The following is a 21,569-nucleotide window of genomic DNA, read 5'->3' on the forward strand; positions in this document are numbered from 1 at the left end:
CTACCGGACAGGCAGGTTTCGGGCGCACCCATATGGCTCGTATGATCGTTCCATGGGCTTTCCGGCGTCGGCGCCATCACTTTCCGACGTAAGTCGGGCACTTGCCGTATTCGCCCATCCGGACGATGTCGACTTCGGTTCTGCCGGCACGGTCGCCTCCTGGATCGACCAGGGTATCGACGTCAGTTATTTGTTGATCACGCGCGGAGATGCCGGCGGATACGACGACACACCCCGCCAGCGGATGCGTGAGATCCGTGAACAGGAACAACGGGCGGCGGCCGCCGCGGTCGGCGTCCGGCAGGTCGACTTCCTCGACGGGTACGCCGACGGGACGCTGACCCCGACCCTGGACCTGCGCCGCGACATCACCGCCGCGATCCGCCGCTTCCGTCCCGACCGGGTGCTCACCAGCTCACCGCTGCGCCGCTGGGAACGGCTCGCCGGCCCCAGCCACCCCGACCACCTCGCCGTCGGCGAGGCGACCACCTGCGCCATCTACCCCGACGCCCGCAACCGCTTCGCCTTTCCCGAACTGCTGGAGCGGGGACTGGAGCCCTGGGTGGTGCGGGAGGTCTGGTACGCCGGCGGGCCGGCGCCCGATCACGTCGTCGACATCACCGACATGTATCCGCGCAAGCTCGCCGCGATGCGGGCGCACGCCACCCAGACCGCGCACATGGACCTGGAAACCTGGTTGCGCGACGTGCTGACGACCGTGGCCGAGAACGCCGGGCTCCCCGCCGGGCGGCTGGCCGAGGCGTTCACGGTGTTGCGTACGGAGTGACCCCGGCGGTCAGCCCAGCCGGCGGTCGTCAGACAAGTCGACGGTCGGCGGCCCAGCGGGACAGCTCGTAACGGTTGGACATTTGCAGCTTGCGCAGCACGTTCGACACGTGCGTCTCCACCGTCTTGATCGAGATGAACAGCTCCTTGGCGATCTCCTTGTAGGCGTACCCACGGGCCAGCAGCCGCAGCACCTCCCGCTCACGGTTGGTGAGCTGGTCCAGCTCCGGGTCGGCGACCGGCGTGTCGGGCCGGGCGGCGAAGGCGTCGAGCACGAAACCGGCCAGCCGCGGGCTGAACACCGCGTCGCCGTCGGCCACCCGGCGGATCGCCGCGGCCAGGTCGTCCGGCGAGATGGTCTTGGTGACGTATCCCCGGGCACCGGCCCGGATCAGCCCGATCACGTCCTCGGCGGCATCGGAGACACTCAGGGCCAGGAACCGCACCTGCGGATGCGTACGCCGCAGCGCCTCCAGCACCGCCCGGCCGCCCCCGTCCGGCATGTGTACGTCGAGCAGCACCACGTCCGGCTCGGTGGCGGCGATCCGGCTGAGCGCCTCGGCCACCGTGCTCGCCTCGCCGATCACGTCGACGTGCGCGCCGAGTTCGGCGCGTACGCCGGCCCGGAACATCGCGTGGTCGTCGACGAGGAACACGCGCAGCCGCCGCTGGGTGTCGCCGCCGGCGCCCGCCCCGGCCTCCGCCTGCTGGTCGGTCATCTGCGCTACCTGTCCTTCCCTGACGACGAGCTGTCCCGTGCCGTCGGCATGATCAGCCTTACCTCGGTGCCCTCACCCGGCTCGCTGCGGATCTCGGCCCGCCCGCCGTGCCGCTTCATCCGCCCGATGATCGAGCCGCGTACCCCGTGCCGATGATCTTCCACCGTCGACAGGTCGAAGCCGGCGCCACGGTCGCGGACGAACACGCTCACCTGTTCGGGCTCCACCTCAGCGTAGAGCGACACGGTCTGCACCTTCGCGTGCCGGGCCGCGTTGACCAGCGCCTCGCGGGCCGCGGCGACCAGGGCCGCGACGTGTTCGTCGGTTTCCCGGTCACCGACCACCACCGCTTCGACGGTGATCGCGTAGGTGTCCTCGACCTCGGCCGCCGCCTGCTCCAGCGCGGCGGCGAACCGTTCGGTCGGCGAACCGGTCGGCTTGTAGAGCCAGTTGCGCAACGACCGCTCCTGGCCCCGGGCCAGCCGCTGGACCGTCTTGACGTCGCCGGCGTTGCGCTGGATCAGGGCCAGGGTGTGCAACACCTGGTCGTGGATCATGGCGGCGAGTTCGGCCTGTTCCTGCTCGCGGATGCGGCCCTCGCGCTCGGCGCGCAACTGGTTGAAGATCCGCCACAGGACCGGTGCCGCCACCACGGTGACGCCGGCCAGGCCGACCAGGGCGAAGATGATTCCGTTGAGTACGGCGTCGAAGCTCTCCTGCGGCGAGTAGACCGCGACGACGCCGATGATGCCGACCGCCACCAGCAGGCCGCCGCCGATGAAGCGCAGCACGAAGGCGCGCCGGTCGCTCTCCTCGACGACCGCGCCGAGCCACGGCACCGGCATGCCCTCGCTCCACTGCCGGCGGCGCTCCGGGGCGGACTGGTGCCAGATCACGCCGGCCCCCACGGCGACGATCGCCACCAGCCAGCCGGCGGTGCCGGCGACGCCGGTGGACCCGAAGACCATGAGCTGGATGATCATCACGCCGATGCCGATGGCGACGAACGGGAGCATCTGCATGAGGTCGCGGCGCGGCGGCGCCTGCGCGCCGTCGGGGCGTACCGGCACGACCGCCCAGAACGCGGCGTACAGCAGCAGGCCGAGCCCGCTCAGGCTGAGCAGCACGACGAAGGCGATCCGGACCGCGGTGACCGGGATGGCGAGGTGCTGGGCCACCCCCGAGGCCACTCCGGCGACCATGCGTTGGTCGCGGGAGCGGTAGAGGCGGGGCGGCTGGATCGCGGTGGTGATCGTCGGCTCCCTGCTCGGTGCCGGCGGGCGGTGCCGGCGGGACGTCGGCCGCCGAACTGCTGGTCGGCCGGCCCCGGACCGGCTGTCCGGGGGCTCTTCGATCGTCACACGCCGTGGTGTCCTCCGGCCACGGGGACGCCCCGGACATTCGGCCCCCGGATCTCAGGGTGCGTTCAGGGTCCGATCCTGACGACGGTCGGGTCGGTCGGGGGAAAGGATTCTCGTATGACCGATGAAGCTGCCGAGTCCCGCAGACCGGCAACGGCGGAGCCCGCCGGCCAGTCGCAGCACCCGCTGCCCGGCTCGGCACCTTCCGCCGCCGACAGCCCGCCCGTCGCCGCCGACACTCGCCCCGCCGCCGCGCCGGCCGGTGCGGAAACACCGGCCGCGCCACCACCGCCGGCCATGCCGGCGCCGAAGGCCATGCCGGCACCGGCACCGATGCCCGCCCCGCCGTCGATGCCGGCCGGCACACCACCGGCCGGACCGCCGCCCGCCGCCGGGCCGGCCGCTGGCACGCCCGCCGCCGGCCCGACGGCCGAGACGCCGGCCGCCGAGCCGTCACGGCCCACGGACCCGCCGCCGGCGCCGGCCGGGCCACCACCGTCCGGACCACCGCCCGGCGGACCCGGTGGGCCTCCCGGTGGCACCGGCGGCCCTCCCCCGGGTGGCACCGGCGGCCCACCGCCCGGTGGACCCGGTGGGTTTCCCCCGTGGGGGGCGGGGCCGACGCGCGGCGCCTTCGCCTCGCGGTACGGCCTGGTGCGCCCGCGCGACGGCCGCTACCTGGCCGGCGTGTGCGCCGCGATCGGCCGGGCCACGAACACCGACCCGATCCTGTGGCGGGTGCTGCTGGCCGTACTCGGGTTCTTCGGCGGTATCGGCATCCTGGTGTACGTCGCCGTCTGGCTGCTCACCCCGGCCGAGGGTGACAGCACGTCCCCGGTCGAGTCGATGCTCGGCCGCGGCCGGTCGAGCATGTCGCCGGTGACGGTGATCGTGCTCGGTGTCCTCGTCGCGGTGATGTTCGGCTTCATCGTCACCGACTCGTTCCGCGCCGTCATGCTCGGCACGGCGGTCCTCATCGGGGGTGCGCTGCTGCTCAACCGCAACAGCGCCGGACCGCCGCCGAACGGCCCGGGCGGCGGTGGGGCACCACCGCCGGCCGCCCCACCCGGGGGTGGCCCGGGTCCGGGCGTACCGCCGTACCCCGGCCCGGCCGCGGCGCCGTACCCCGGCCCGGCACCGGTGTTCCCGCCGGGTCCGGTGCCGCCGGCACCGGCCACCGGCGGCGTGCATGCCGCGTACCAGCCGGCGGGCCACCACACCCCGCCGGGCGCGGCGGCACCGCCGGACCTCACGAAGTCGCCGGTCGCGGCCGGTTCGCCCGACCTCACGAAATCCCGGACGGCGCCGCCGGCGCACCCGCCCACGGTCGGCTCCCCGTCGCCGTACGTCTCGGAGACGGCCCCGTCGCCGGCCGGGACCGACCGCACGGCGATGACCGCCGTACTGCCGCCGCTCTGGCCCGCCGGGCCGCCGGTGTCGGTGCCCCCGCCGCCGTTGGGACCCGGGGGCGGGTACCGGCCGCCGTTCGCCCCGCACGGCCCGTACGCCGGAGCCGGCCCGCTTCCGCCGGTGCCGCCCAAGCCGGTGAAACCACCGAAGCCGCCCAAGGAGCGGTCGCCGCTCGGCGCCGCCACCTTCTCGATGATCTTCGTACTGCTCGGCCTGCTGGCGCTGCTGCAGGTGGCCGGTGTGGTCTCGCCCGGCCCGTCCGCGTACTTCGCGGTGGTGCTGGCCACGATCGCGGTCGGCCTGCTGGTCGGTGCCTGGTTCGGACGGGCCCGGTGGCTGATCGCTCTCGGACTGGTCGCCGCCGCCGCACTCGGCTTCACCACGATGGTCGAGTCGTACAACGACGGCCGGCCGGACCAGGCCGTCGTCGTCTGGAGTCCGACCTCGCACGACGAACTGGCCACCCGCTACTCGAACACCTTCGGGGACGCCACCCTCGACCTGCGCTCGGTGGACTTCAGCGGACAGGACACCCGGATCACCGTCGACGTCGCCCTCGGAACGGTCACCGTACTCGTGCCGCCCCAGGTCGACGTGGTGGCCGTGACCAACATCGGCGCCGGCGACGCGCGGGTCTTCGGCCAGCGCTGGAGCGGTATCGACAGCAACAACCGCGAGGTACGCGATCTCGGCGCCGACGGCACCGGCGGCGGCGACCTGCGCCTGTACCTGAACGTCAAAGCCGGCGATGTGGAGGTTCGGCGATGAAGGCACACCGTACCGACGGGGTCTCACTGACCTTCGCACTGATCTTTCTCGGTCTGGCCGGCTGGTGGCTGCTCGCCCAGATCTTCCACCTCGCGCTGCCGACGGTGGGCTGGTTCCTGGCCAGCGGGCTGATCCTGCTCGGCGTGTTCGGTCTGATCGGCGCGCTGCGGTCGGGCCGCTCCGCGCCGGCCGGCGACGGGCCCGGCCCGGTCGCCCCGACCAGCGGCGGTGCCCCCGATCCGGTGAGCGGCGCGCCGTACGAGCCGGTCACCGGGCCGCCGGCCGACTCCGGGGACGCCCGCCGGCTGTGACGTGATCACGGCGGGGCCGCCTATGCTGGCCGATGGAGGTACCGCCGCCATCGGCCGGTCCGCGGCCCCGCTGACCGGATGCGGCACAGCCCGTCACGCGGCCCGAGCGGCACGCGTCCGATCCTGATCTGCGAGGAGCCCGCCCGACATGACCGAGTCCCCCGCCGTACGCGCGACCGGCCTGCGCGGCCCGGCCCGCATCGGCGAGCGCGCCGCCCGGACCCTGACCACCGAACTCGCCCGGCATCAGGCGCCGAAGACCGCGCTGCTGGTCGACGCGTCGCCCGACTCCGCCACCCTGGCCGCGGCGATCGACGCGCTGCTGCCCGGTGACGCGCTCACCCTGGTGCCCGCCGAGGCAGGTCAGGCCGCCGCGCTGCGGGAGCACGTCACGGAGCAGGGCCGGTGGGTCGCCGACCGGGTACGCGTGGTCGACTCGCTCGCCGAGGCCGACCCGGCCGACGTGGTGATGGTCGCCGAGCCCCTCGCCGGCACCGCCGAGGAGACCCGGACCGCGCTGGACGCGCTGACCAAGCACCTGACCGACGGCGCGGTGCTGTCGGTCGCCGTACCGGCGCTGCCCGGCGCGACGCCGGGCGCCGCCGCCGAACTCGACCGGCAGGGCGCGCTCTTCGGGGTCGGCACCGACCTGGTGCTGCGCAACCAACCGCCGGTACGGGTGTACCGGCTCCGGTTCACCGCGGCCGACCCGGCGACCGCCGACAAGCTGACGCCGGCCTACCGGCCGTCGAGCGTGCCGCTGACCCGGAGCATGCACATCGACTCCAACGGGGTCGCCGCGGCCGGGATCGCGCTGGGTCTGGCGGCCCTGTCCCGGGTGAGCCGGCCGAAGTCGAAGCTGTGGCTGGTGCCGGCGCTGGCCACCGTGCCGGTCGCGGCGTTCTTCCGGGACCCGGAGCGGGATGTGCCCGACGACGCGTCGGCGGTCGTGGCGGCCAGCGACGGCAAGGTGCTGTCGGTCGAACGGCTGCGTGACGAGCGCTTCGGCGACCAGGAGTTCCTGCGGGTCGCGGTGTTCCTGTCGGTGCTCGACGTGCACGTCAACCGGGCCCCGGTCGCCGGCAAGGTGGTCGACTACTTCGTCGCCGACGGCGGGTTCGCCGCCGCGATGAAGCCGGACGCCGAGCACAACGTCGCCGCCTACACGGTGCTCGATACCAGCCGGGGCACGGTGGTGGTGGCGCAGCGGACCGGCCTGATCGCCCGCCGGATCGTGCAGCGGGCGCCGGTCGGGTCGTTGCTGGCCCGCGGTGAGCGGTTCGGCCTGATCCGGTTCGGTTCGCGGACCGACGTCTACCTGCCGGCCGACGCCGCCGACCCGCACGTGGCCCCCGGCGACCGGGTGCTGGGCGGTTCGTCGGTCATCGCCCGCTGGCGCTGACCCGTACGACGTCGACGGCCGCCATCCCGTTCGGGGTGGCGGCCGTTTCGTACGTGGGTCAGGCGGCGCGCGAGATGCCCTGCGCGGCGCGGCGCTCGCGCAGCCAGAGCAGCGGACCGCTGATCAGGTATCCGGCGACGACGAGCGCGAACGTCAGCCGGGGGTTGACCAGGGCGCCGATGATCGGGGCGAGCCAGAGCCACGGCGGAAGCTTGATCAGGCGGGCCAGCTTGGCGTACGGGAAGCTGGACACCATCGCGACGGCCAGCACCGCGACCCCGGTCACCTGCACCCATCCGGGCGCCGGCAGGCCGATCAGCACCGTGACGGCGAGCACGGCGGCGGCCATCGTGGTCGGCACGCCGCAGAAGAACCGGCCGTCCTTCGGCGAGACGTTGAAGCGGGCCAGCCGGATCGCCGCGCAGGCGGCGACCAGCGCGCAGGCCACGGCGGCGGCAGTGGTCGAGACGGTGCCGGCCAGGGACGCGTAGACGACCACGGGCGCGGCCAGCCCGAACGAGCACATGTCGGCGAGCGAGTCCATCTGGGCGCCGAACGGGCTCGACACGCCGAACCGGCGGGCCAGCGCACCGTCGAGACCGTCGAACCCGACGCAGGCGATCAGGCAGAACGCGGCATTCTGGATCTCGCCCTGCATCGCCAGGAAGATCGCCATCAGGCCGAGGGTCAGGCTGGCCAGCGTGCAGGCGTTGACGACGAGGAACTTGACCTGGCGGGCTGTCGTCCGCTCCCCCGGCAGCAGCGGGATGGTCATGCCCTGGGCGTCGGCGTCGACCGCGCTGGACGGCCCGACGGCGGGACTGACCGGGACGGCGGCCGTGATCTCGGCGGCGGTCGGCGAGGTCGGCCCGAACGGGGCCGGGGCGCTCGGCACGTGGTCGGAACGCATCATCGCGGCACGGGCGGAGGAGTCGCCGCGCCGACCGACCCGTACGAGAAGCGCCTGGCGAGCGATTGTGCCGCCCCGACGCAGACGCCCTGCCCAGCGGCGGCCCGCGGGGCGCGGGCTGTCGGTCGTACGACGACGTCGCCAAGGGGTTCTCGGCACGTATCCCTCCAACACGGGATGGTCGATCCGCCGCCTCGGCGGCCACCCGATTTTGCGGCCTACACCATCGCACAGTGAGCGAAGATTCGCGATAGGTGTCTGCGGATCTTGTTTTGGGTGCACCGTACGGCGTTCAGACGATCGTGGCCGGGCTTTCGTTCCCGGTCGTGACCGCTGTCGCGCAGGTCGCCGCCGCACCGGCCGATGGACCGCCCGGTCGACGCCCTTCCACCACGGATCTTACCGGAAGCCGCCATACCGGTACTTTCGCTACCGGTCACGCTCCGTGGTCGACTGGTCGACGAGGAGCGGCAGCGCGGCGGCGGCGACATCGGTGAGGGGCAGACTGGCGGCCCGCGCCACGGGGAACCAGGCCGCGTCGGCCGTCGATCCGCCGGCCGCCTCGGTGACCTGGGCCGGGGTGGGTGTGTCGACGACGACGCGGAAGATCGCCCGGACCGCGTGCCAGTCGATCGGATAGCCCTCCGGCCCGACCGCGGCCGGGTTGCGCCGGTGCGAGACGTCGAGCAGCGCCGTGATCCGGCCGACCTGGTCGGCTTCCTCGGCGAGTTCGCGCAGCAGCGCGGCGACGGGTTGCTCGCCGTGGTCGGTGCCGCCACCGGGCAGGTGCCAGGATCCGGCGCCCGGGTATCCGGGGGCGATCAGCGTCAGCAGCACCCGGCCGGCGGGGTCGGTGACCAGCCCGTACGCGGCGAAACGCTGGCCTCGCGCCGGCAGTTCGTCACCGGCCGGGGTCACCTGCCCGTGCCCGGTCCCGGCGGCCGCCGGTGCGACGTCGGCGGACGGCACCGCGCGGTCGGCCGGCACCGGCTCGACCGGGCGGCCGAGCAGTTCGGCGGTGAACGGCATCAGCGGCAGCGCGGCCAGCCGCCCAGGCTCGACCCACTCGGCACGGTCGCTGGTGCCGGTCGGTTCGGCGCGTAGCGTCCTGCCAGTCGGTTCGGCGCGTAGCGTCCTGCCAGTCGGTTCGGCGCGTAGCGTCCTGCCAGTCGGTTCGGCGCGTAGCGGCGCGCCCAGCGGGGTGACGTCGTAGATGACCCGGTCGGTGTGCACGGCACCGTCCGGACCGGCCTGCACGTCGGCGACCACGGCCCGCAGGCCGCGTACGCCGACGGCGAGACCGGTCTCCTCGGCGAACTCGCGGACGACCGCGTCGGCCGGGTGCTCGCCGTGCTCGATGCCACCGCCGGGCACCTGCCAGACGCCGGGGCGTCCGGTGGCGGCCGAAGCTCTGACCAGCAGCAGTCGACCGTCGGCAGCCACACAGACCCCGTACGCCGCGATCCTTCGCCGACGATCCACCCGCACCCCCCGTCGCCACTGGCGGCTCCGACGGGTCGATCGTACGGTCCGGGTTCAGACGAGCTGGACGGCCCGCATCGCCTCGGCGGTGACCTCGGTCATCCGTTCGGCGGGCAGCTCGGCGATCTCCTGCGGCCCGAACCAGCGTGCCTCGCAGGTCGAGCCGCCGACGTCGCCGACGGTCGGCGGGGCCGGGGTGTCGACGGCCACCCGGTAGAAGGCCCGCACCCCGTGCCAGTCGATCGGATAGCCCTCCGGGCCGAGCGACGCCGCGTCGCGGTGGCTCGCCACCCCGAGCAGCTCGACCAGCCGGCCGCGCTGGCCGGTCTCCTCGACCAGTTCGCGGATGAGCGCGGCGCCGGGCTGCTCGCCGTAGTCGGTGCCGCCGCCGGGCAGGTGCCAGCAGCCGGCTCCGGGATAGCCGTCGGAGACCCGGGTGAGCAGCACCTGGCCGGCGGGGTCGGTGGCGACCGCGTACGCGGCGAAGCGCTGCGCGCGGTGTAGCCCGTCCGGGCCGGGCACGGCGTAGAACGACGGGAAGTCGGGCGCCTCGTCGGGGCGCAGGTCGATCGGCTCGGCGGGCAGCCCGAGGGCGGTGGCCGTGAAGGGGCGCAGCGGCATCCCCTTCGCCTCGTCGAGGGTGACCCAGCGGGCCAGGTCGGTGGGCTGGCCGATCCGGTCGTAGAGGTTTCCGCCCCGCACCGATCCCTGGTAGATCAGCCGGTCGGTGTGGATGGTCACGCCCCGGTGCGGCAGCGACCGCATGTCGGCGAGCACGTCGCTCAGCCCGGTGACGGCGATGGAGAGTCCGGTCTCGGCGGCCGTCTCGCGCACGACCGTGTGGTTGGGGTCCTCACCGTGGTCGACCGCACCGCCGGGCAGCGACCACACACCGGGTGTGCCCGAGCGGGGAGAGGCCCGGACCAGCAACACACGGTCATCGGAATCGACACAGAGGGCATACGCCGCGATCCTGCGAAGCGGCTCCAGCGCGGGGGTCACAGCGGTCGATTCTTCCCGAATCATGTGACACGTCTATGACGCGAGTCAGATTCCTGACAGGCTATCGCCCATCCGGGGACAGTCAGGGTACGGCTCAGGAGAGTCACCGAGGTCGGCGGACCCGTCGGCGCGGGAGTCTGGAGGCATGACTCAATCACCTCCCCGACAGCCGACCGCCCACCCGCCCTACAAGCAGCTGCGCCGGCCGACCACCGACCGGATGGTCGCCGGGGTGGCCTCCGGCATCGGCCGCTACTTCAACGTCGACCCGACACTCGTCCGGGTGCTCTTCGCCGTGGCCGTCCTGGCGACCGGCGGGCTTCTGCTGCTGGCGTACCCGGTCGTCTGGTTCCTGATGCCCGAGGAGCCGGCGAACGCCCCGGCCTGGCCGCACCCGGCGGCCGGTCCGTACCCGGGCGGGCCGGACCCGACGCCGGGCAGCTACCCGCCCGCCGGGCCCACCCCGCCGAACTGGTCGAAGGTGGCCGACCCGCCGCCGGCGGCGTGACCGGTCACTCCCACTCGATGGTGCCCGGCGGCTTGCTCGTCACGTCGAGCACCACCCGGTTGACCTCGGGCACCTCGTTGGTGATGCGGGTGGAGATCCGGGCGACGACGTCGTACGGCAGACGCGACCAGTCGGCCGTCATCGCGTCCTCGCTGGAGACCGGCCGCAGCACCACGGGGTGCCCGTAGGTGCGGCCGTCGCCCTGCACACCCACGCTGCGTACGTCGGCGAGCAGCACCACCGGGAACTGCCAGACGCCGCGCTCCAGACCGGCGGCGGCGAGTTCCTCGCGGGCGATCAGGTCGGCGACGCGGAGCACCTCCAGCCGGTCGCGGGAGACCGCGCCGATGATCCGGATGGCCAGTCCGGGGCCCGGGAACGGGTGCCGCCAGACCATGACCTCGGGCAGGCCCAGTTGCAGGCCGAGCGTGCGTACCTCGTCCTTGAAGAGGGTGCGCAACGGCTCGACCAGCGAGAACTGGAGGTCGTCGGGAAGGCCGCCCACGTTGTGGTGCGACTTGATGTTGGCGGTGCCGGTGCCGCCGCCGGACTCGACCACGTCGGGGTAGAGCGTGCCCTGGACCAGGAACTCGACGTCACCGGCGGCGGCGACCTCGCGGGCGGCGGCCTCGAAGACCCGGATGAACTCCCGCCCGATGATCTTGCGCTTGTCTTCCGGGTCGGTGACCCCGTCGAGCGCGCCGAGGAACCGGTCGGCCGCGTCGACGACCTTCAGCTTGATGCCGGTCGCCGCGACGTAGTCCTTCTCCACCTGCTCGGCCTCGCCGGCCCGCAGCAGACCGTGGTCGACGAAGACGCAGGTGAGCTGGTCACCGACGGCCTTGTGCACCAGCGCCGCCGCCACCGCGGAGTCGACCCCGCCGGACAGCGCGCAGATGATCTCCTTGTCACCGACCTGGGCCCGGATCCGGGCCACCTGCTCGTCGATGATGTTCTCCGGCGTCCAGGTCGGCTCGATGCCCGCCACGTCGTAGAGGAAGCGGGACAGCACCGTCTGCCCGTGCTCGGTGTGCAGCACCTCGGGGTGGAACTGCACGCCGGCCCGGCGGCCCGCGACGTCCTCGAACGCGGCCACCGGCGCCCCGGCCGACTCGGCCGTCACGGTGAACCCGGTCGGCGCCTCGGTCACGCAGTCGCCGTGGCTCATCCACACCGGCAGCTCGGCCGGCAGCTCACGCAGCAGCACGCCGGCCTGCGGCCGTACGGTCAGCGGGGTGCCGCCGTACTCGCTGCGACCGGTGCGGGCGACGGTGCCGCCGAGCACCTGGGCCATGGCCTGGAATCCGTAGCAGATGCCGAAGACCGGTACACCGGCGTCGAAGAGGGCGCCGTCGACCTGCGGCGCACCCGGCGCGTAGACGCTGGACGGGCCGCCGGAGAGGATGATCGCGGCGGGATCCTTCGCCAGCATCTCGGCCACCGGCATCGAGTGCGGGACGATCTCCGAATAGACCCGCGCCTCACGGACGCGGCGGGCGATCAACTGGGCGTACTGGGCGCCGAAGTCGACGACGAGGACCGGGCGGGGCGTGCTCATGTGCTCAGAGCCTACCCACCGTCACCGGCACCGCCGCGACAGGCCGCCCGGTCCCGCCCGCCCGGCCGGAGCCTGGCCGGGCAACCCCCGGCCCGAGGGCGTCGCCGCAGCTCAACGACTGATCGGCGGCGGTCGCTTCAGCGGCGCAGGGCCGCCGGGGCGTCGGCGGGTACGGCTGGCCGCCGGGGCGGCACCGGCCCGATCCGGTCGTACGGCGCGCCCTGCGGCGGGCGGGGGTCCGGATCGCCGCGGTTGGGCCAGAACGACAGCGCCCGCTCCGCCTGCGCGGTGATCGTCAGGGCCGGGTTGACGCCGAGGTTCGCCGACACCGCCGCCCCGTCGACCACGTGCAGGCCGGGGTGGCCGTACACCCGGTGGTAGGGGTCGACCACGCCGTCGGCGGCGCTGCCGCCGATCACCGCGCCGCCGAGGATGTGCGCGGTCATCGGGATGTCGACCGCCTCGGTGACCGCACCGCCGGGGACTCCGCCGATCTCCTCGGCCAGCAGCCGCGCGGCCGTGTTGCCGGCCGGAATCCAGGTCGGGCTGGGCGGGCCGTGGCCCGGCCCGGTCGCCAGCCGCCGGCCACCGGTCCAGGTGCGCCGCAGCCGGGTGGTCAGCGAGTTGTCCGCCGACTGCATCACCAGCGCGATGACCGTACGACGGGACCAGTCCCGCACCGAGAGCTGCCGCAGCGACGTGAGCGGGTGGCGGGCCAGCGTGCCGAGCCAGCGGCGGAACCGTCGGGGGCCGCCGTCGACCAGGGCTGACTGGAGCAGCCCCAACAGGTTGGAGCCGGGCCCGTAGCGGACCGGTTCGACGTGGGTCTGCCGGTCGGGGTGGAACGAACTGGTGATCGCCACCCCGTGGCTGAAGTCGAGGTTCCGCCGCCGGGCCGCCGGCCGGGGCACCGAGGCGCCGAGGATCGCCTCGGAGTTGGTCCGGGTCAGCGCGCCGATCCGGGGGGACAGGTCGGGCAGCGCGCCGCTGTCCCGCATCGCGTGCAGCAGCCGCTGGGTGCCCAGCGCCCCGGCCGCGAAGACGACCTGGTCCGCCTCGACGGTCCGGCGCCGGCCGGTCCAGCTTCCGGTGCGTACGGTCGTCACGAGGTAGCCGCCGGCCGGGGCGGGACGTACGGCGGTGACCGTGGTGCGCGGGTGGATCCGCGCCCCGAGCCGTTCGGCCAGCCACAGGTAGTTCTTCACCAGGGTGTTCTTGGCGCCGTGCCGGCAGCCGGTCATGCAGGCGCCGCAGTGCAGGCAGCCGGTACGGTCCGGACCGGCGCCGCCGAAGTACGGATCGCGGCGCACCTCGCCGGGCCGGCCGAGATGGACCCCGACCGGCGTCGGCCGGTGCGTGTGCCCGACCCCCATCCGCTCCGCGACCGCCCGCATCGCGTCGTCGGCGGCCGTCCGGACCGGGTACGTCGTCCCGCCCAGCATCCGTCGCGCCTGGTCGTAGTGCGGGGCGAGTTCGGTACGCCAGTCGGCGAGGTGGCGCCACTGTGGATCGTCGTAGAAGTCGGGCAGCGGCTCGTAGAGGGTGTTGGCGTAGACCAGGGAGCCGCCGCCGACCCCGGCGCCGGAGAGCACCAGCACCCCGGCGCCCCGCCCGCGGCGGGCCGGGCGGAGGAGGCTGATCCGCTGGATGCCGTACCAGCCGAGGCGTGGCGCCCAGAGAAAACGGTGGAGGCGCCACGACGTACGGGGCAGTTCGCGGTCGGCGAACCGCCGACCGGCTTCCAGAACAGCGACCGAATAGCCCTTCTCCACCAGCCGTAGTGCGGCTACGCTGCCGCCGAACCCGGAACCGATGACGACCACGTCGTACCGCATGCGGGTCATTTTCTCGGCCGGGTACCTTTCACGCCACGGGTCGGCGCGGTCTGCGCAGGAGGAAAGTCGATGACTGGACAGGGCAGGCGCCGGCGCCTCGTCTTGTGGTGCGTGGCGATCGTCGCGGCGATCGGGCTGCTCGGCGGCGCCGCGGTCGTCGTCGAGGGGTATCTGGAGCAGCGCTATCCGATCTCGACCGCCGACCTGTTCGGACCGTCGGGCCCGGCGAGCGCGGCCGGCGGCGGCACCCCGACCGCCAGCCCGACGCCGCGGCCCGGGGCCGACCTCAAGGGTCCGCTCGACATCCTGCTGGTCGGCATCGACACCCGGGAGAGCGTGCCGGACTGGCAGCCGAACGCCGACGCGATCATGATCCTGCGGGTGGACGCCGACCTGAAGAGCGGCCACCTGGTCGCCCTCCCCCGGGACCTGCTGGTGGACATTCCCGCCTTCCCGGCCTCCGGTTACCGGGGCGGCCGAAACAAGATCAATGCCGCGATGGTGTACGGCAGCCGGCAGCGTGACGGCGGCACGCCGGACGTCGCCCGCGGCTTCCAACTGCTGGCCCGCACGGTGAGCGACTACACCGGGATCGACGAGTTCGACGCGGGCGCGGTGCTGAACTTCCGGGGCTTCCGCAACCTCGTCGACGCGGTCGGCGGCGTCGACCTGCACATCGACCAGCGGGTCGCCTCGATCCACCTGCGGCCGGACGGCAAGCTGCGCACCGCGTCGAGGTCGGGCGGCTACACCGGGCCGCAGATGGTCTACGAGCCCGGCCTGCGCCACCTCAACGGCTGGCAGGCGCTCGACTACGCCCGGCAGCGGTACGACCTGCCGAACGGCGCGTACGACCGGCAGCGCCACCACCAGCAGTTGATCAAAGCGCTGCTGCGTGGGGTGCTGACCAGCTCGATGGCCACCAATCCGCTGGCCGTCGGCCAGGTGCTGACCGCGATCGGCGACGCCCTGGTCTTCGACGGCCGCGGCCAGCGGCCGATCGACTTCGCGTTCGCGCTCAGCGACCTGCGGCCGGAGAACCTGACCCTGGTCGGCCTGCCCGGCTCCGGGGTCGGCACCGGCTCGGGCTACCGCGGCGAGCAACTCGACGAGATCGGCCAGCGCTACCTCGTCGAGCTACGGGCCGGCCGGGAGGACGAGTTCGTCGCCGCCAACCCGTCGCTGGTGCTGCAGGGCTGACCGGCCGACGGCTCAGGTCGCGCGCGGTGCCGGCGGGCCGGCCGGGGTCACGGCACCGGCGGTGCGGTGGTGCCGTAGAGCCAGTCGTCGAAGAACGGCCGCAGTGACTTGCCGGTGACCCGCTCGGCGACGGCGACGAACTCGGCGGTGGTGGCGTTGCCGTCCCGCTTCTCGGCGGTCCAGGTCTTCAACAGCCGAAAGAACGCGTCGTCGCCCACCGTACGGCGCAACGCGTGCACGGTCAGCGCCCCACGCTTGTAGACCGCCCGGCTGAAGATCCCGGACCGGCCGGGGTCGCCGGTCGGCTGGCTCCAGTCGGTCTGGGCGTACTCGTCCGCGAAGTTGGCCTGCGCGGAACGGCCGCCGTCGTGTTCCTCCCACAGCCACTCGGCATAGCTGGCGAAGCCCTCGTTGAGCCAGATGTCACGCCAGTGGTGGATCGAGACGCTGTCGCCGAACCACTGGTGGGCCAGCTCGTGCGCGACCACCCACTCCCCGGTGTCGCGGCGGAAGAACGACGGCCCGTAGACCGGGCGGGACTGGGTCTCCAGGGCGTAGCCGATGCGGCTCTCGGCGACGACGATCCCGCCGTACGAGTCGAACGGGTAGGGGCCGAAGAGGGTCGCGAGATAGTCGGCGATCTCACCGGTACGCGCCATCGCCGCGTCCGCGTACGTCGTCGGCAGTTCGGCCGCGACCGCGGTGACGATCGGCTTGCCGGCGTGGGTGCCGCTGTTCACCCGGTAGTCGCCGATGACCAGGGTGGTCAGGTAGCTCGCCATCGGCGCGCGCTCCGCCCACTTCCAGGTGGTCCAGCCGTCGGCGGTCGACGTGCCGCCCGGCACCCCGTTGCTGAGGGCGCTCAGCCCCTCCGGGACCGTGATCTCGATGTCGTACGTCGCCTTGTCGAGCGGGTGGTCGTTGACCGGGAACCAGGTGCTGGCCGACTCGGGCTGACCGAGCGCGATCGCCCCGTCGTCGGTGTTGATGAAGCCGCCCTCGCCCAGGTCGGGACTGCGCACCGTGACCGGGGTGCCGCTGTAGTCGACCTCGACCACGAACCGGGAGTCGCGGCGCAGGCCGGACTCCGGCGTGATCACCAGCTCGTCGCCCTCGCGGGCGTGCCGGGCCGTCGTCCCGTCGACGGTGACCTCGGAGACGGTGAGCCCGACCAGGTCGAGGTTGAAGCGGGACAGGTTGGCGGTCGCGGTGGCGGTGATGGTGGCGGTGCCGCCGAGCTGGTCGCCGGCCGGGTCGTAGCGCAGCTTCAACCCGTAGCCGAGGACGTCGTACCCGCCGTTGCCGTACGTCGGGAAGTAGGGGTCGCCGATGCCGTCGGCCCCAGCCTCGAAGGTGACCGGTGGCTCGTCGGCGCCGGGCAGCGCCGTGCACCCGGTGGTGGCGAGCACCATCACCAGCGCGGCGGTGCCCGCCGACCGGGCAGCTTTGATCGTCACCGGTCGATGACCAGGCCGACCTTCTGGAACTCCTTCAGGTCGCGGTAGCCGCACTTGGCCATCGCGCGGCGCAGGCCGCCGAAGAGGTTGAGCTGACCGTCCGGGTCGTCGGAGGGGCCGTAGAGCAGCTTTTCCATCGTCCCGAGCGACTCCCCGGCGACCCCGAACGCCCCACGTGGGAGCTGCGGGTGGCTCGCCGCCGAGTGCCACCACGCGCCGGAGGCCGGCGCCTCGTCACACATCGCCAGCGGCTCGCCGAGCATGACGGCGTCGGCGCCGCAGCCGAGCGCCTTCGCGATGTCGCCCGAGGTCTGGACGTCACCGTCGGCGATGAGGTGGACATAGCGCCCGCCGGTCTCGTCCAGGTAGTCGCGCCGGGCGGCGGCCGCATCGGCGATCGCGGTCGCCATCGGCACCCGGATGCCGAGCACGGTGTCGGTCGTCGACCACTCGTCGGCGCCGACACCGACGATCACGCCGGCCGCGCCGGTGCGCATCAGGTGCAGCGCCGTCTTGTAGTCGGTGCAGCCGCCGACCACGACCGGCAGGTCGAGGTCGGCGATGAACTCCTTGAGGTTGAGCGGCTCGTCGGTGGTCGAGACGTGCTCGGCGGAGACGATGGTGCCCTGGATGACGAGGATGTCGACACCGGCGTCGAGGATGACCGGGGCGAGGGCGAGGGTGTGCTGCGGCGACACCCGTACGGCGACGGTGCTGCCGCCCTCGCGCATCTGCCGGACCCGCTCGGCGATGAGGTCGGGCCGGATCGGTTCGGCGTACGCCTCCTGCAACCGCTTGGTTGCCGGCGCGTCCTCGTCGAGGGTCGACAGCTCCTCGAGCACCTTCTCCGGGTCCTCGTAGCGGGTCCACAGCCCTTCGACGTTGAGCACGCCGAGGCCGCCGAGCTGACCGAGCGCGACCGCCGAGGCGGGGCTCATGGTCGCGTCGGACGGGTGCGCCACGCACGGAATCCGGAACGGGTAGGCGTCGAGCTGCCAGGCGGTCGAGACGTCGTCGACGTCACGGGTACGTCGGCTCGGCACGATCGCGATGTCGTCCAGGTGGTAGCCGCGCTGCGCGGTCTTACCCGACCCGATTTCGACCACGTCACGCACAGGAGGCTCCTATCGGGTGTGGTAATTGGGGGCTTCGACGGTCATCTGGATGTCGTGCGGGTGGCTCTCCTTGAGCCCGGCCGCGGTGATCCGGACGAGCTGGCCCCGCTCGTGCAGGTCGCGGATGCCCTCGGCACCGACGTAGCCCATTGCCAGGCGCAGGCCGCCGACGAGCTGGTGGGCCACCGCGGCGAGCGGGCCGCGGTAGGGCACCCGCCCCTCGACGCCCTCGGGGACCAGCTTCTCGTCGCTGAGCACGTCGTGCTGGAAGTAGCGGTCCTTGGAGTAGGAGCGGGCCTGGCCGCGCGACTGCATCGCGCCGAGCGAACCCATGCCGCGGTAGGACTTGAACTGCTTGCCGTTGATGAACAGCAGCTCGCCGGGGCTCTCCTCGCAGCCGGCGAGGAGGCTGCCGAGCATGACCGAGTCGGCGCCGGCGACCAGCGCCTTGGCGATGTCGCCGGAGTACTGGATGCCGCCGTCGCCGATGACCGGGACGCCCGCCGGTCGGCAGGCGCGGGCCGCCTCCATGATCGCGGTGATCTGGGGTACGCCGACCCCGGCCACGATCCGGGTGGTGCAGATGGCGCCCGGGCCGACGCCGACCTTGACCCCGTCGGCACCGGCGTCGACCAGTGCCTTCGCCCCGGCGTACGTGCCGACGTTGCCGCCGACCACGTCGACCGCGGTCTCCTTCTTCAGCAGCCGCACCATGTCGAGCACGGCGCGCTGGTGGCCGTGCGCGGTGTCGACGATCACCACGTCGACGCCGGCGTCGATCAGGGCCCGGGCCCGCTTGTACGCGTCGTCGCCCACCCCGACGGCGGCGGCGACCCGTAGCCGGCCGGCGCTGTCCTTGGTCGCGTTGGGGAACTGCTCGCTCTTGGTGAAGTCCTTGACGGTGATCAGCCCGCGCAGCCGCCCGGTCCGGTCGACCAGCGGGAGCTTCTCCACCTTGTGCTGGCGCAGCAGGGCCAGGGCCTGGTCCTTGGAGACCCCGACCTCGGCGGTGATCAGCGGCATCGGCGTCATGATCTGGCGGACCGGGATGTTGGTGTCGGTCTCGAACCGCATGTCGCGGTTGGTGACGATGCCGACCAGGATGCCGTCGGCGTCGACGACCGGCACGCCGGAGATCCGGTAGCGCCCGCAGAGGGCGTCGACGTCGCGCAGGGTGTCGTCGGGGCTGGCGGTCACCGGATTGGTGATCATGCCGGCCTCGGACCGCTTGACCAGGTCGACCTGCAGCGCCTGGTCTTCCACCGAGAGGTTGCGGTGCAGGACCCCGATGCCACCCTGGCGGGCCATGGCGATCGCCATCCGGGCCTCGGTCACGGTGTCCATCGCGCTGGACGCGAGTGGAATGGCGATCTCGACGTTGCGGGTGAGCCGGGTGATCGTGTTGACCCGGCTCGGCACGATGTCGGATTCGCCGGGTTGCAGCAGCACGTCGTCGAACGTCAGACCGAGCGGCACGATCCGCTCGGGTGCCGGACCCGTCGAGCTGGCGTCGACCCGGTCCGACGCACGATCGTTCACGGGCGAAATATCCACGATTTGTCCCCTCAGCGGCGCGTCGCTTCATCGTACCCATCCGCCTGTGGTGGCCCCGCGCCCGGCGACCTGGGCCGGTCGGACGCGTCGACCGTACGGCGGGGCGGGCGCGGCGGCCACGCCTACCACTACGGTGGAGGGGTGCACGACGAGCCGATCGACCCGTTCAACGGCGACCCCGCCGATCCGGCAGCGGGGCTCGACGATCCCGAGCAGGACAACCCGCACGACCCGCTGACCGAGGTCGAGCGGCAGGACGTGCTAGAGGACATCGCCGACCTGGAGATCTACCAGGCGTTGCTGAGCCCGATCGGGGTGCGCGGACTGGTCATCGAGTGCGAGGACTGCCGGGAGCCGCACTACTTCGACCGGGACCTGCTGCGCGGCAACCTGCGACACCTGCTCGACTCCGGGCGCACACGGGTGCACGAGCCGGCCTTCGACCCCGATCCCGACCACTACGTGACCTGGGACTACGCCCGTGGCTACGCCGACGGGGTGCACGACACACTGACCGAGGGCACCGACGACGTCGAGGACGACGAGACCACCGGGGACTGACCGGCGCGCAGGTGCCGCCGGCCGGTGCCGGCCCCCCGTGCGCCGGCACCGTACCGCCCCGTCGCCCGGCCCGGGTCAGGCCACCAGGCCCGCCCGGAAACCGGCCGCCACGGCGTGCGCCCGGTCCCGGGCGCCGAGCTTGCGGAAGAGCCGGCGGGCGTGGGTCTTGACGGTGTCCTCCGAGACGAAGAGCTCGCGTCCGATCTCCGCGTTGCTCTTGCCGTCGGACATCCCCCGCAGCACCTGCAGTTCGCGTTCGGTGAGCGTGATCCGCCGCCCGGGTGGGCCGGCCGGCGCGGCCATGGCCGGCGGGCCGGTGTCGCGCCGGGTCGGCGGGCCGGTATAGCGGCCGTCGGGGCTGTTTCCGGCCCGGGGGTCGACCTGCGGCGGATAGAAACCGTCGTGCCCCTCGTCGCCGCGCTGGGCGGGCACCATCGTGGGCTGGCCGGGCAGCGGCGGCACCCCGGGCCGGTCGGCGAGCCGCGCCGATCCACCCGTCCCGGGCACCCCGTTGCCGGCCGTACCTCGCCCGGCGCCCAGTCCGACCCCGGCCCGGCCGGGCACACAGAGCAGCAGCAACGCCTTGGCGACCACGCTGACCAGGTCGTGGTCGCCGCCCTGGATCAGCCCGCGGGCACCGGCGGCGATCGCGGCGGCGGCGACCCGCGGGTCCTCCGGCCCGAAGAGCACCAGTACGGCGCCGGGTGCGCGGGCCAGCACCCGGCGGGTGAACCCGGCACTGTCCGGGCGGGTCAGCGCGGTGTCGGCGAGCACCACCTCCGCCGGGCCCTCGGCGAGCCGGAGCAGCACCTCGGGTTCGGAAACCGCGGTGCGGACGGCGGCGGACATCCCGAGCCGGGCGGCGGCGGACGCCACGTTACGAGCGGCGAGCGGCGTCCGGACGCACACGAGGACGGTACGCACAGTGATCCCCCTTTCCTCAAGGAGAAGACCACGGAAGCATGTGATCATTACGAGCTTTAACGGCTTAGGAAAGGGAAAGTTCCGGACACTTCACCGGCCCATCCACTTCCCTACCGACAACGAATCGACACGCCTCCGGCAACGAATCGATCAGGGACGTGTGAGGTTCGCGCAAGCGGGGTATCGCCATCGACAGGTCGGGATCCGGTGCGCCTGCGCGGCCCGTCGCCCGGACCGACCGCCAGATCGTCGAGGTGAGCTGACCGCGGGGCCGCGCGGGAGGAGGGGTGCTGATGTCGAACGTGAACAGACTGCCCGGACCCATCGTCGACCTGTGGGAGTGGCAGCGGCTCGGTGCCTGCCGTGGGCGCGACAGCGCCCAGTTCTTCCACCCCGACGGCGAGCGGGGATCGTCACGCAACCGGCGCGAGGCCAAGGCCAAGTCCGTGTGCGGGAGCTGCCCGGTGCGGGCCGAGTGTGCCGCGCACGCGCTGGCCGTACGCGAGCCGTACGGCGTGTGGGGTGGCTTCAGCGAGGCGGAGCGGCTGCGGCTGCTCGCCGTCGGCTGGGAGGACGCCGCCGACCGCCGGCTGTCCCGGGTCGACATCGCCCGCCTGGAGGCCCGGCTGGGCCGCCCGCACCGGTCGACGGTGCCGGCCCAACGCCCGGCGGCCGTACCCGCCGCCGCGCACTGACCATCTGACGG

Annotated in this window: 19 protein-coding genes; 8 read left to right on the plus strand and 11 right to left on the minus strand. The window is 73.2% G+C overall.

Features of this window, described 5'->3' with window-relative positions; translation table 11 throughout:
- Window positions 1-52: 52 nt before the first annotated feature.
- Window positions 53-787: a PIG-L deacetylase family protein gene (locus AB0I42_RS04045; protein ID WP_357533979.1), complete on the plus strand. Its 735-nt coding sequence runs from the start codon at window positions 53-55 to the stop codon at window positions 785-787.
- 28 nt (window positions 788-815) lie between these two features.
- Here AB0I42_RS04045 and AB0I42_RS04050 read toward each other — a convergent pair whose 3' ends face one another.
- Together AB0I42_RS04050 and AB0I42_RS04055 are read right to left on the minus strand one after the other, a co-directional pair.
- Entirely contained in the window at window positions 816-1,505 is a 690-nt protein-coding gene (locus AB0I42_RS04050; protein ID WP_357533981.1) for a response regulator transcription factor, read from the minus strand.
- A gap of 5 nt (window positions 1,506-1,510) precedes the next feature.
- Window positions 1,511-2,707, minus strand: coding sequence for a PspC domain-containing protein (locus tag AB0I42_RS04055; RefSeq protein ID WP_357534137.1), 1,197 nt, complete (start codon window positions 2,705-2,707; stop codon window positions 1,511-1,513).
- A 276-nt stretch (window positions 2,708-2,983) separates the two neighbouring features.
- Between AB0I42_RS04055 and AB0I42_RS04060 the strand changes: the two genes are divergently transcribed.
- From AB0I42_RS04060 to AB0I42_RS04070, 3 genes are all read left to right on the plus strand, one after another.
- Window positions 2,984-5,044, plus strand: coding sequence for a PspC domain-containing protein (locus tag AB0I42_RS04060; protein WP_357533983.1), 2,061 nt, complete (start codon window positions 2,984-2,986; stop codon window positions 5,042-5,044).
- Entirely contained in the window at window positions 5,041-5,355 is a 315-nt protein-coding gene (locus AB0I42_RS04065; protein ID WP_357533984.1) for a hypothetical protein, read from the plus strand. The genes AB0I42_RS04060 and AB0I42_RS04065 overlap by 4 nt, the downstream gene beginning before the upstream one ends.
- Before the next feature lie 148 nt (window positions 5,356-5,503).
- The gene (locus tag AB0I42_RS04070) at window positions 5,504-6,757 is read left to right on the plus strand and encodes a phosphatidylserine decarboxylase (protein ID WP_357533986.1); all 1,254 of its coding nucleotides are present in this window, start codon (window positions 5,504-5,506) and stop codon (window positions 6,755-6,757) included.
- A 58-nt stretch (window positions 6,758-6,815) separates the two neighbouring features.
- Here AB0I42_RS04070 and AB0I42_RS04075 read toward each other — a convergent pair whose 3' ends face one another.
- The 3 genes from AB0I42_RS04075 to AB0I42_RS04085 all read right to left on the minus strand — a co-directional run bounded on the left by AB0I42_RS04075 (window position 6,816) and on the right by AB0I42_RS04085 (window position 10,151).
- Window positions 6,816-7,751, minus strand: coding sequence for a CDP-alcohol phosphatidyltransferase family protein (locus tag AB0I42_RS04075; RefSeq protein WP_357534138.1), 936 nt, complete (start codon window positions 7,749-7,751; stop codon window positions 6,816-6,818).
- 345 nt (window positions 7,752-8,096) lie between these two features.
- The gene (locus AB0I42_RS04080) at window positions 8,097-9,149 is read right to left on the minus strand and encodes an NUDIX domain-containing protein (protein WP_357533988.1); all 1,053 of its coding nucleotides are present in this window, start codon (window positions 9,147-9,149) and stop codon (window positions 8,097-8,099) included.
- Window positions 9,150-9,203: 54 nt separating this feature from the next.
- Entirely contained in the window at window positions 9,204-10,151 is a 948-nt protein-coding gene (locus tag AB0I42_RS04085; RefSeq protein ID WP_357533990.1) for an NUDIX domain-containing protein, read from the minus strand.
- 145 nt (window positions 10,152-10,296) lie between these two features.
- On the opposite strand from AB0I42_RS04085, the gene AB0I42_RS04090 reads away from it, so the two are divergent.
- Window positions 10,297-10,659, plus strand: coding sequence for a PspC domain-containing protein (locus AB0I42_RS04090; RefSeq protein ID WP_357533992.1), 363 nt, complete (start codon window positions 10,297-10,299; stop codon window positions 10,657-10,659).
- A 4-nt stretch (window positions 10,660-10,663) separates the two neighbouring features.
- Here the strand turns inward: AB0I42_RS04090 and guaA are convergent, their stop codons facing one another.
- Both guaA and AB0I42_RS04100 read right to left on the minus strand, forming a co-directional pair.
- Complete coding sequence (guaA, locus tag AB0I42_RS04095) at window positions 10,664-12,217, minus strand: glutamine-hydrolyzing GMP synthase (protein ID WP_357533993.1); 1,554 nt, start codon at window positions 12,215-12,217, stop codon at window positions 10,664-10,666.
- A gap of 137 nt (window positions 12,218-12,354) precedes the next feature.
- On the minus strand, window positions 12,355-14,052 hold the full coding sequence (locus tag AB0I42_RS04100; RefSeq protein WP_357533995.1) for a GMC family oxidoreductase: 1,698 nt from the start codon (window positions 14,050-14,052) through the stop codon (window positions 12,355-12,357).
- Between the two features lie 69 nt (window positions 14,053-14,121).
- On the opposite strand from AB0I42_RS04100, the gene AB0I42_RS04105 reads away from it, so the two are divergent.
- Window positions 14,122-15,252: an LCP family protein gene (locus AB0I42_RS04105; protein ID WP_357533996.1), complete on the plus strand. Its 1,131-nt coding sequence runs from the start codon at window positions 14,122-14,124 to the stop codon at window positions 15,250-15,252.
- Between the two features lie 47 nt (window positions 15,253-15,299).
- Here the strand turns inward: AB0I42_RS04105 and AB0I42_RS04110 are convergent, their stop codons facing one another.
- The 3 genes from AB0I42_RS04110 to guaB are packed head-to-tail and all read right to left on the minus strand — an operon-like array spanning window position 15,300 to window position 19,303.
- A complete protein-coding gene (locus AB0I42_RS04110; RefSeq protein WP_357533998.1) occupies window positions 15,300-16,709 on the minus strand; it encodes a M1 family metallopeptidase in 1,410 nt (469 codons plus the stop codon).
- Entirely contained in the window at window positions 16,706-17,824 is a 1,119-nt protein-coding gene (locus AB0I42_RS04115; RefSeq protein WP_357534000.1) for a GuaB3 family IMP dehydrogenase-related protein, read from the minus strand. The genes AB0I42_RS04110 and AB0I42_RS04115 overlap by 4 nt, the downstream gene beginning before the upstream one ends.
- Window positions 17,825-17,833: 9 nt before the next feature.
- Window positions 17,834-19,303, minus strand: a complete 1,470-nt coding sequence (guaB, locus tag AB0I42_RS04120; protein ID WP_357534139.1) for an IMP dehydrogenase — start codon at window positions 19,301-19,303, stop codon at window positions 17,834-17,836.
- Window positions 19,304-19,519: 216 nt separating this feature from the next.
- On the opposite strand from guaB, the gene AB0I42_RS04125 reads away from it, so the two are divergent.
- Window positions 19,520-19,939: a DUF5319 domain-containing protein gene (locus AB0I42_RS04125; RefSeq protein ID WP_357534002.1), complete on the plus strand. Its 420-nt coding sequence runs from the start codon at window positions 19,520-19,522 to the stop codon at window positions 19,937-19,939.
- A 75-nt stretch (window positions 19,940-20,014) separates the two neighbouring features.
- Here the strand turns inward: AB0I42_RS04125 and AB0I42_RS04130 are convergent, their stop codons facing one another.
- The gene (locus tag AB0I42_RS04130; protein WP_357534003.1) at window positions 20,015-20,863 is read right to left on the minus strand and encodes a helix-turn-helix transcriptional regulator; all 849 of its coding nucleotides are present in this window, start codon (window positions 20,861-20,863) and stop codon (window positions 20,015-20,017) included.
- A 293-nt stretch (window positions 20,864-21,156) separates the two neighbouring features.
- Between AB0I42_RS04130 and AB0I42_RS04135 the strand changes: the two genes are divergently transcribed.
- Window positions 21,157-21,558, plus strand: a complete 402-nt coding sequence (locus AB0I42_RS04135) for a WhiB family transcriptional regulator (protein ID WP_357534005.1) — start codon at window positions 21,157-21,159, stop codon at window positions 21,556-21,558.
- The last annotated feature ends 11 nt before the right edge of the window (window positions 21,559-21,569 follow it).

Source organism: Polymorphospora sp. NPDC050346, from assembly GCF_040655695.1.
Lineage (GTDB): Bacteria > Actinomycetota > Actinomycetes > Mycobacteriales > Micromonosporaceae > Polymorphospora > Polymorphospora lycopeni.

Coding starts and splice junctions, on each gene's coding strand:
- AB0I42_RS04045 (WP_357533979.1), top strand. CDS start 53: ATGGGCTTTCCGGCGTCGGCGCCATCACTTTCCGACGTAAGTCGGGCA.
- AB0I42_RS04070 (WP_357533986.1), top strand. CDS start 5,504: ATGACCGAGTCCCCCGCCGTACGCGCGACCGGCCTGCGCGGCCCGGCC.
- AB0I42_RS04050 (WP_357533981.1), bottom strand. CDS start 1,505: ATGACCGACCAGCAGGCGGAGGCCGGGGCGGGCGCCGGCGGCGACACC.
- AB0I42_RS04060 (WP_357533983.1), top strand. CDS start 2,984: ATGACCGATGAAGCTGCCGAGTCCCGCAGACCGGCAACGGCGGAGCCC.
- AB0I42_RS04100 (WP_357533995.1), bottom strand. CDS start 14,052: ATGCGGTACGACGTGGTCGTCATCGGTTCCGGGTTCGGCGGCAGCGTA.
- AB0I42_RS04055 (WP_357534137.1), bottom strand. CDS start 2,707: ATGGTCGCCGGAGTGGCCTCGGGGGTGGCCCAGCACCTCGCCATCCCG.
- guaA (WP_357533993.1), bottom strand. CDS start 12,217: ATGAGCACGCCCCGCCCGGTCCTCGTCGTCGACTTCGGCGCCCAGTAC.
- AB0I42_RS04105 (WP_357533996.1), top strand. CDS start 14,122: ATGACTGGACAGGGCAGGCGCCGGCGCCTCGTCTTGTGGTGCGTGGCG.
- AB0I42_RS04065 (WP_357533984.1), top strand. CDS start 5,041: ATGAAGGCACACCGTACCGACGGGGTCTCACTGACCTTCGCACTGATC.
- AB0I42_RS04090 (WP_357533992.1), top strand. CDS start 10,297: ATGACTCAATCACCTCCCCGACAGCCGACCGCCCACCCGCCCTACAAG.
- AB0I42_RS04135 (WP_357534005.1), top strand. CDS start 21,157: ATGTCGAACGTGAACAGACTGCCCGGACCCATCGTCGACCTGTGGGAG.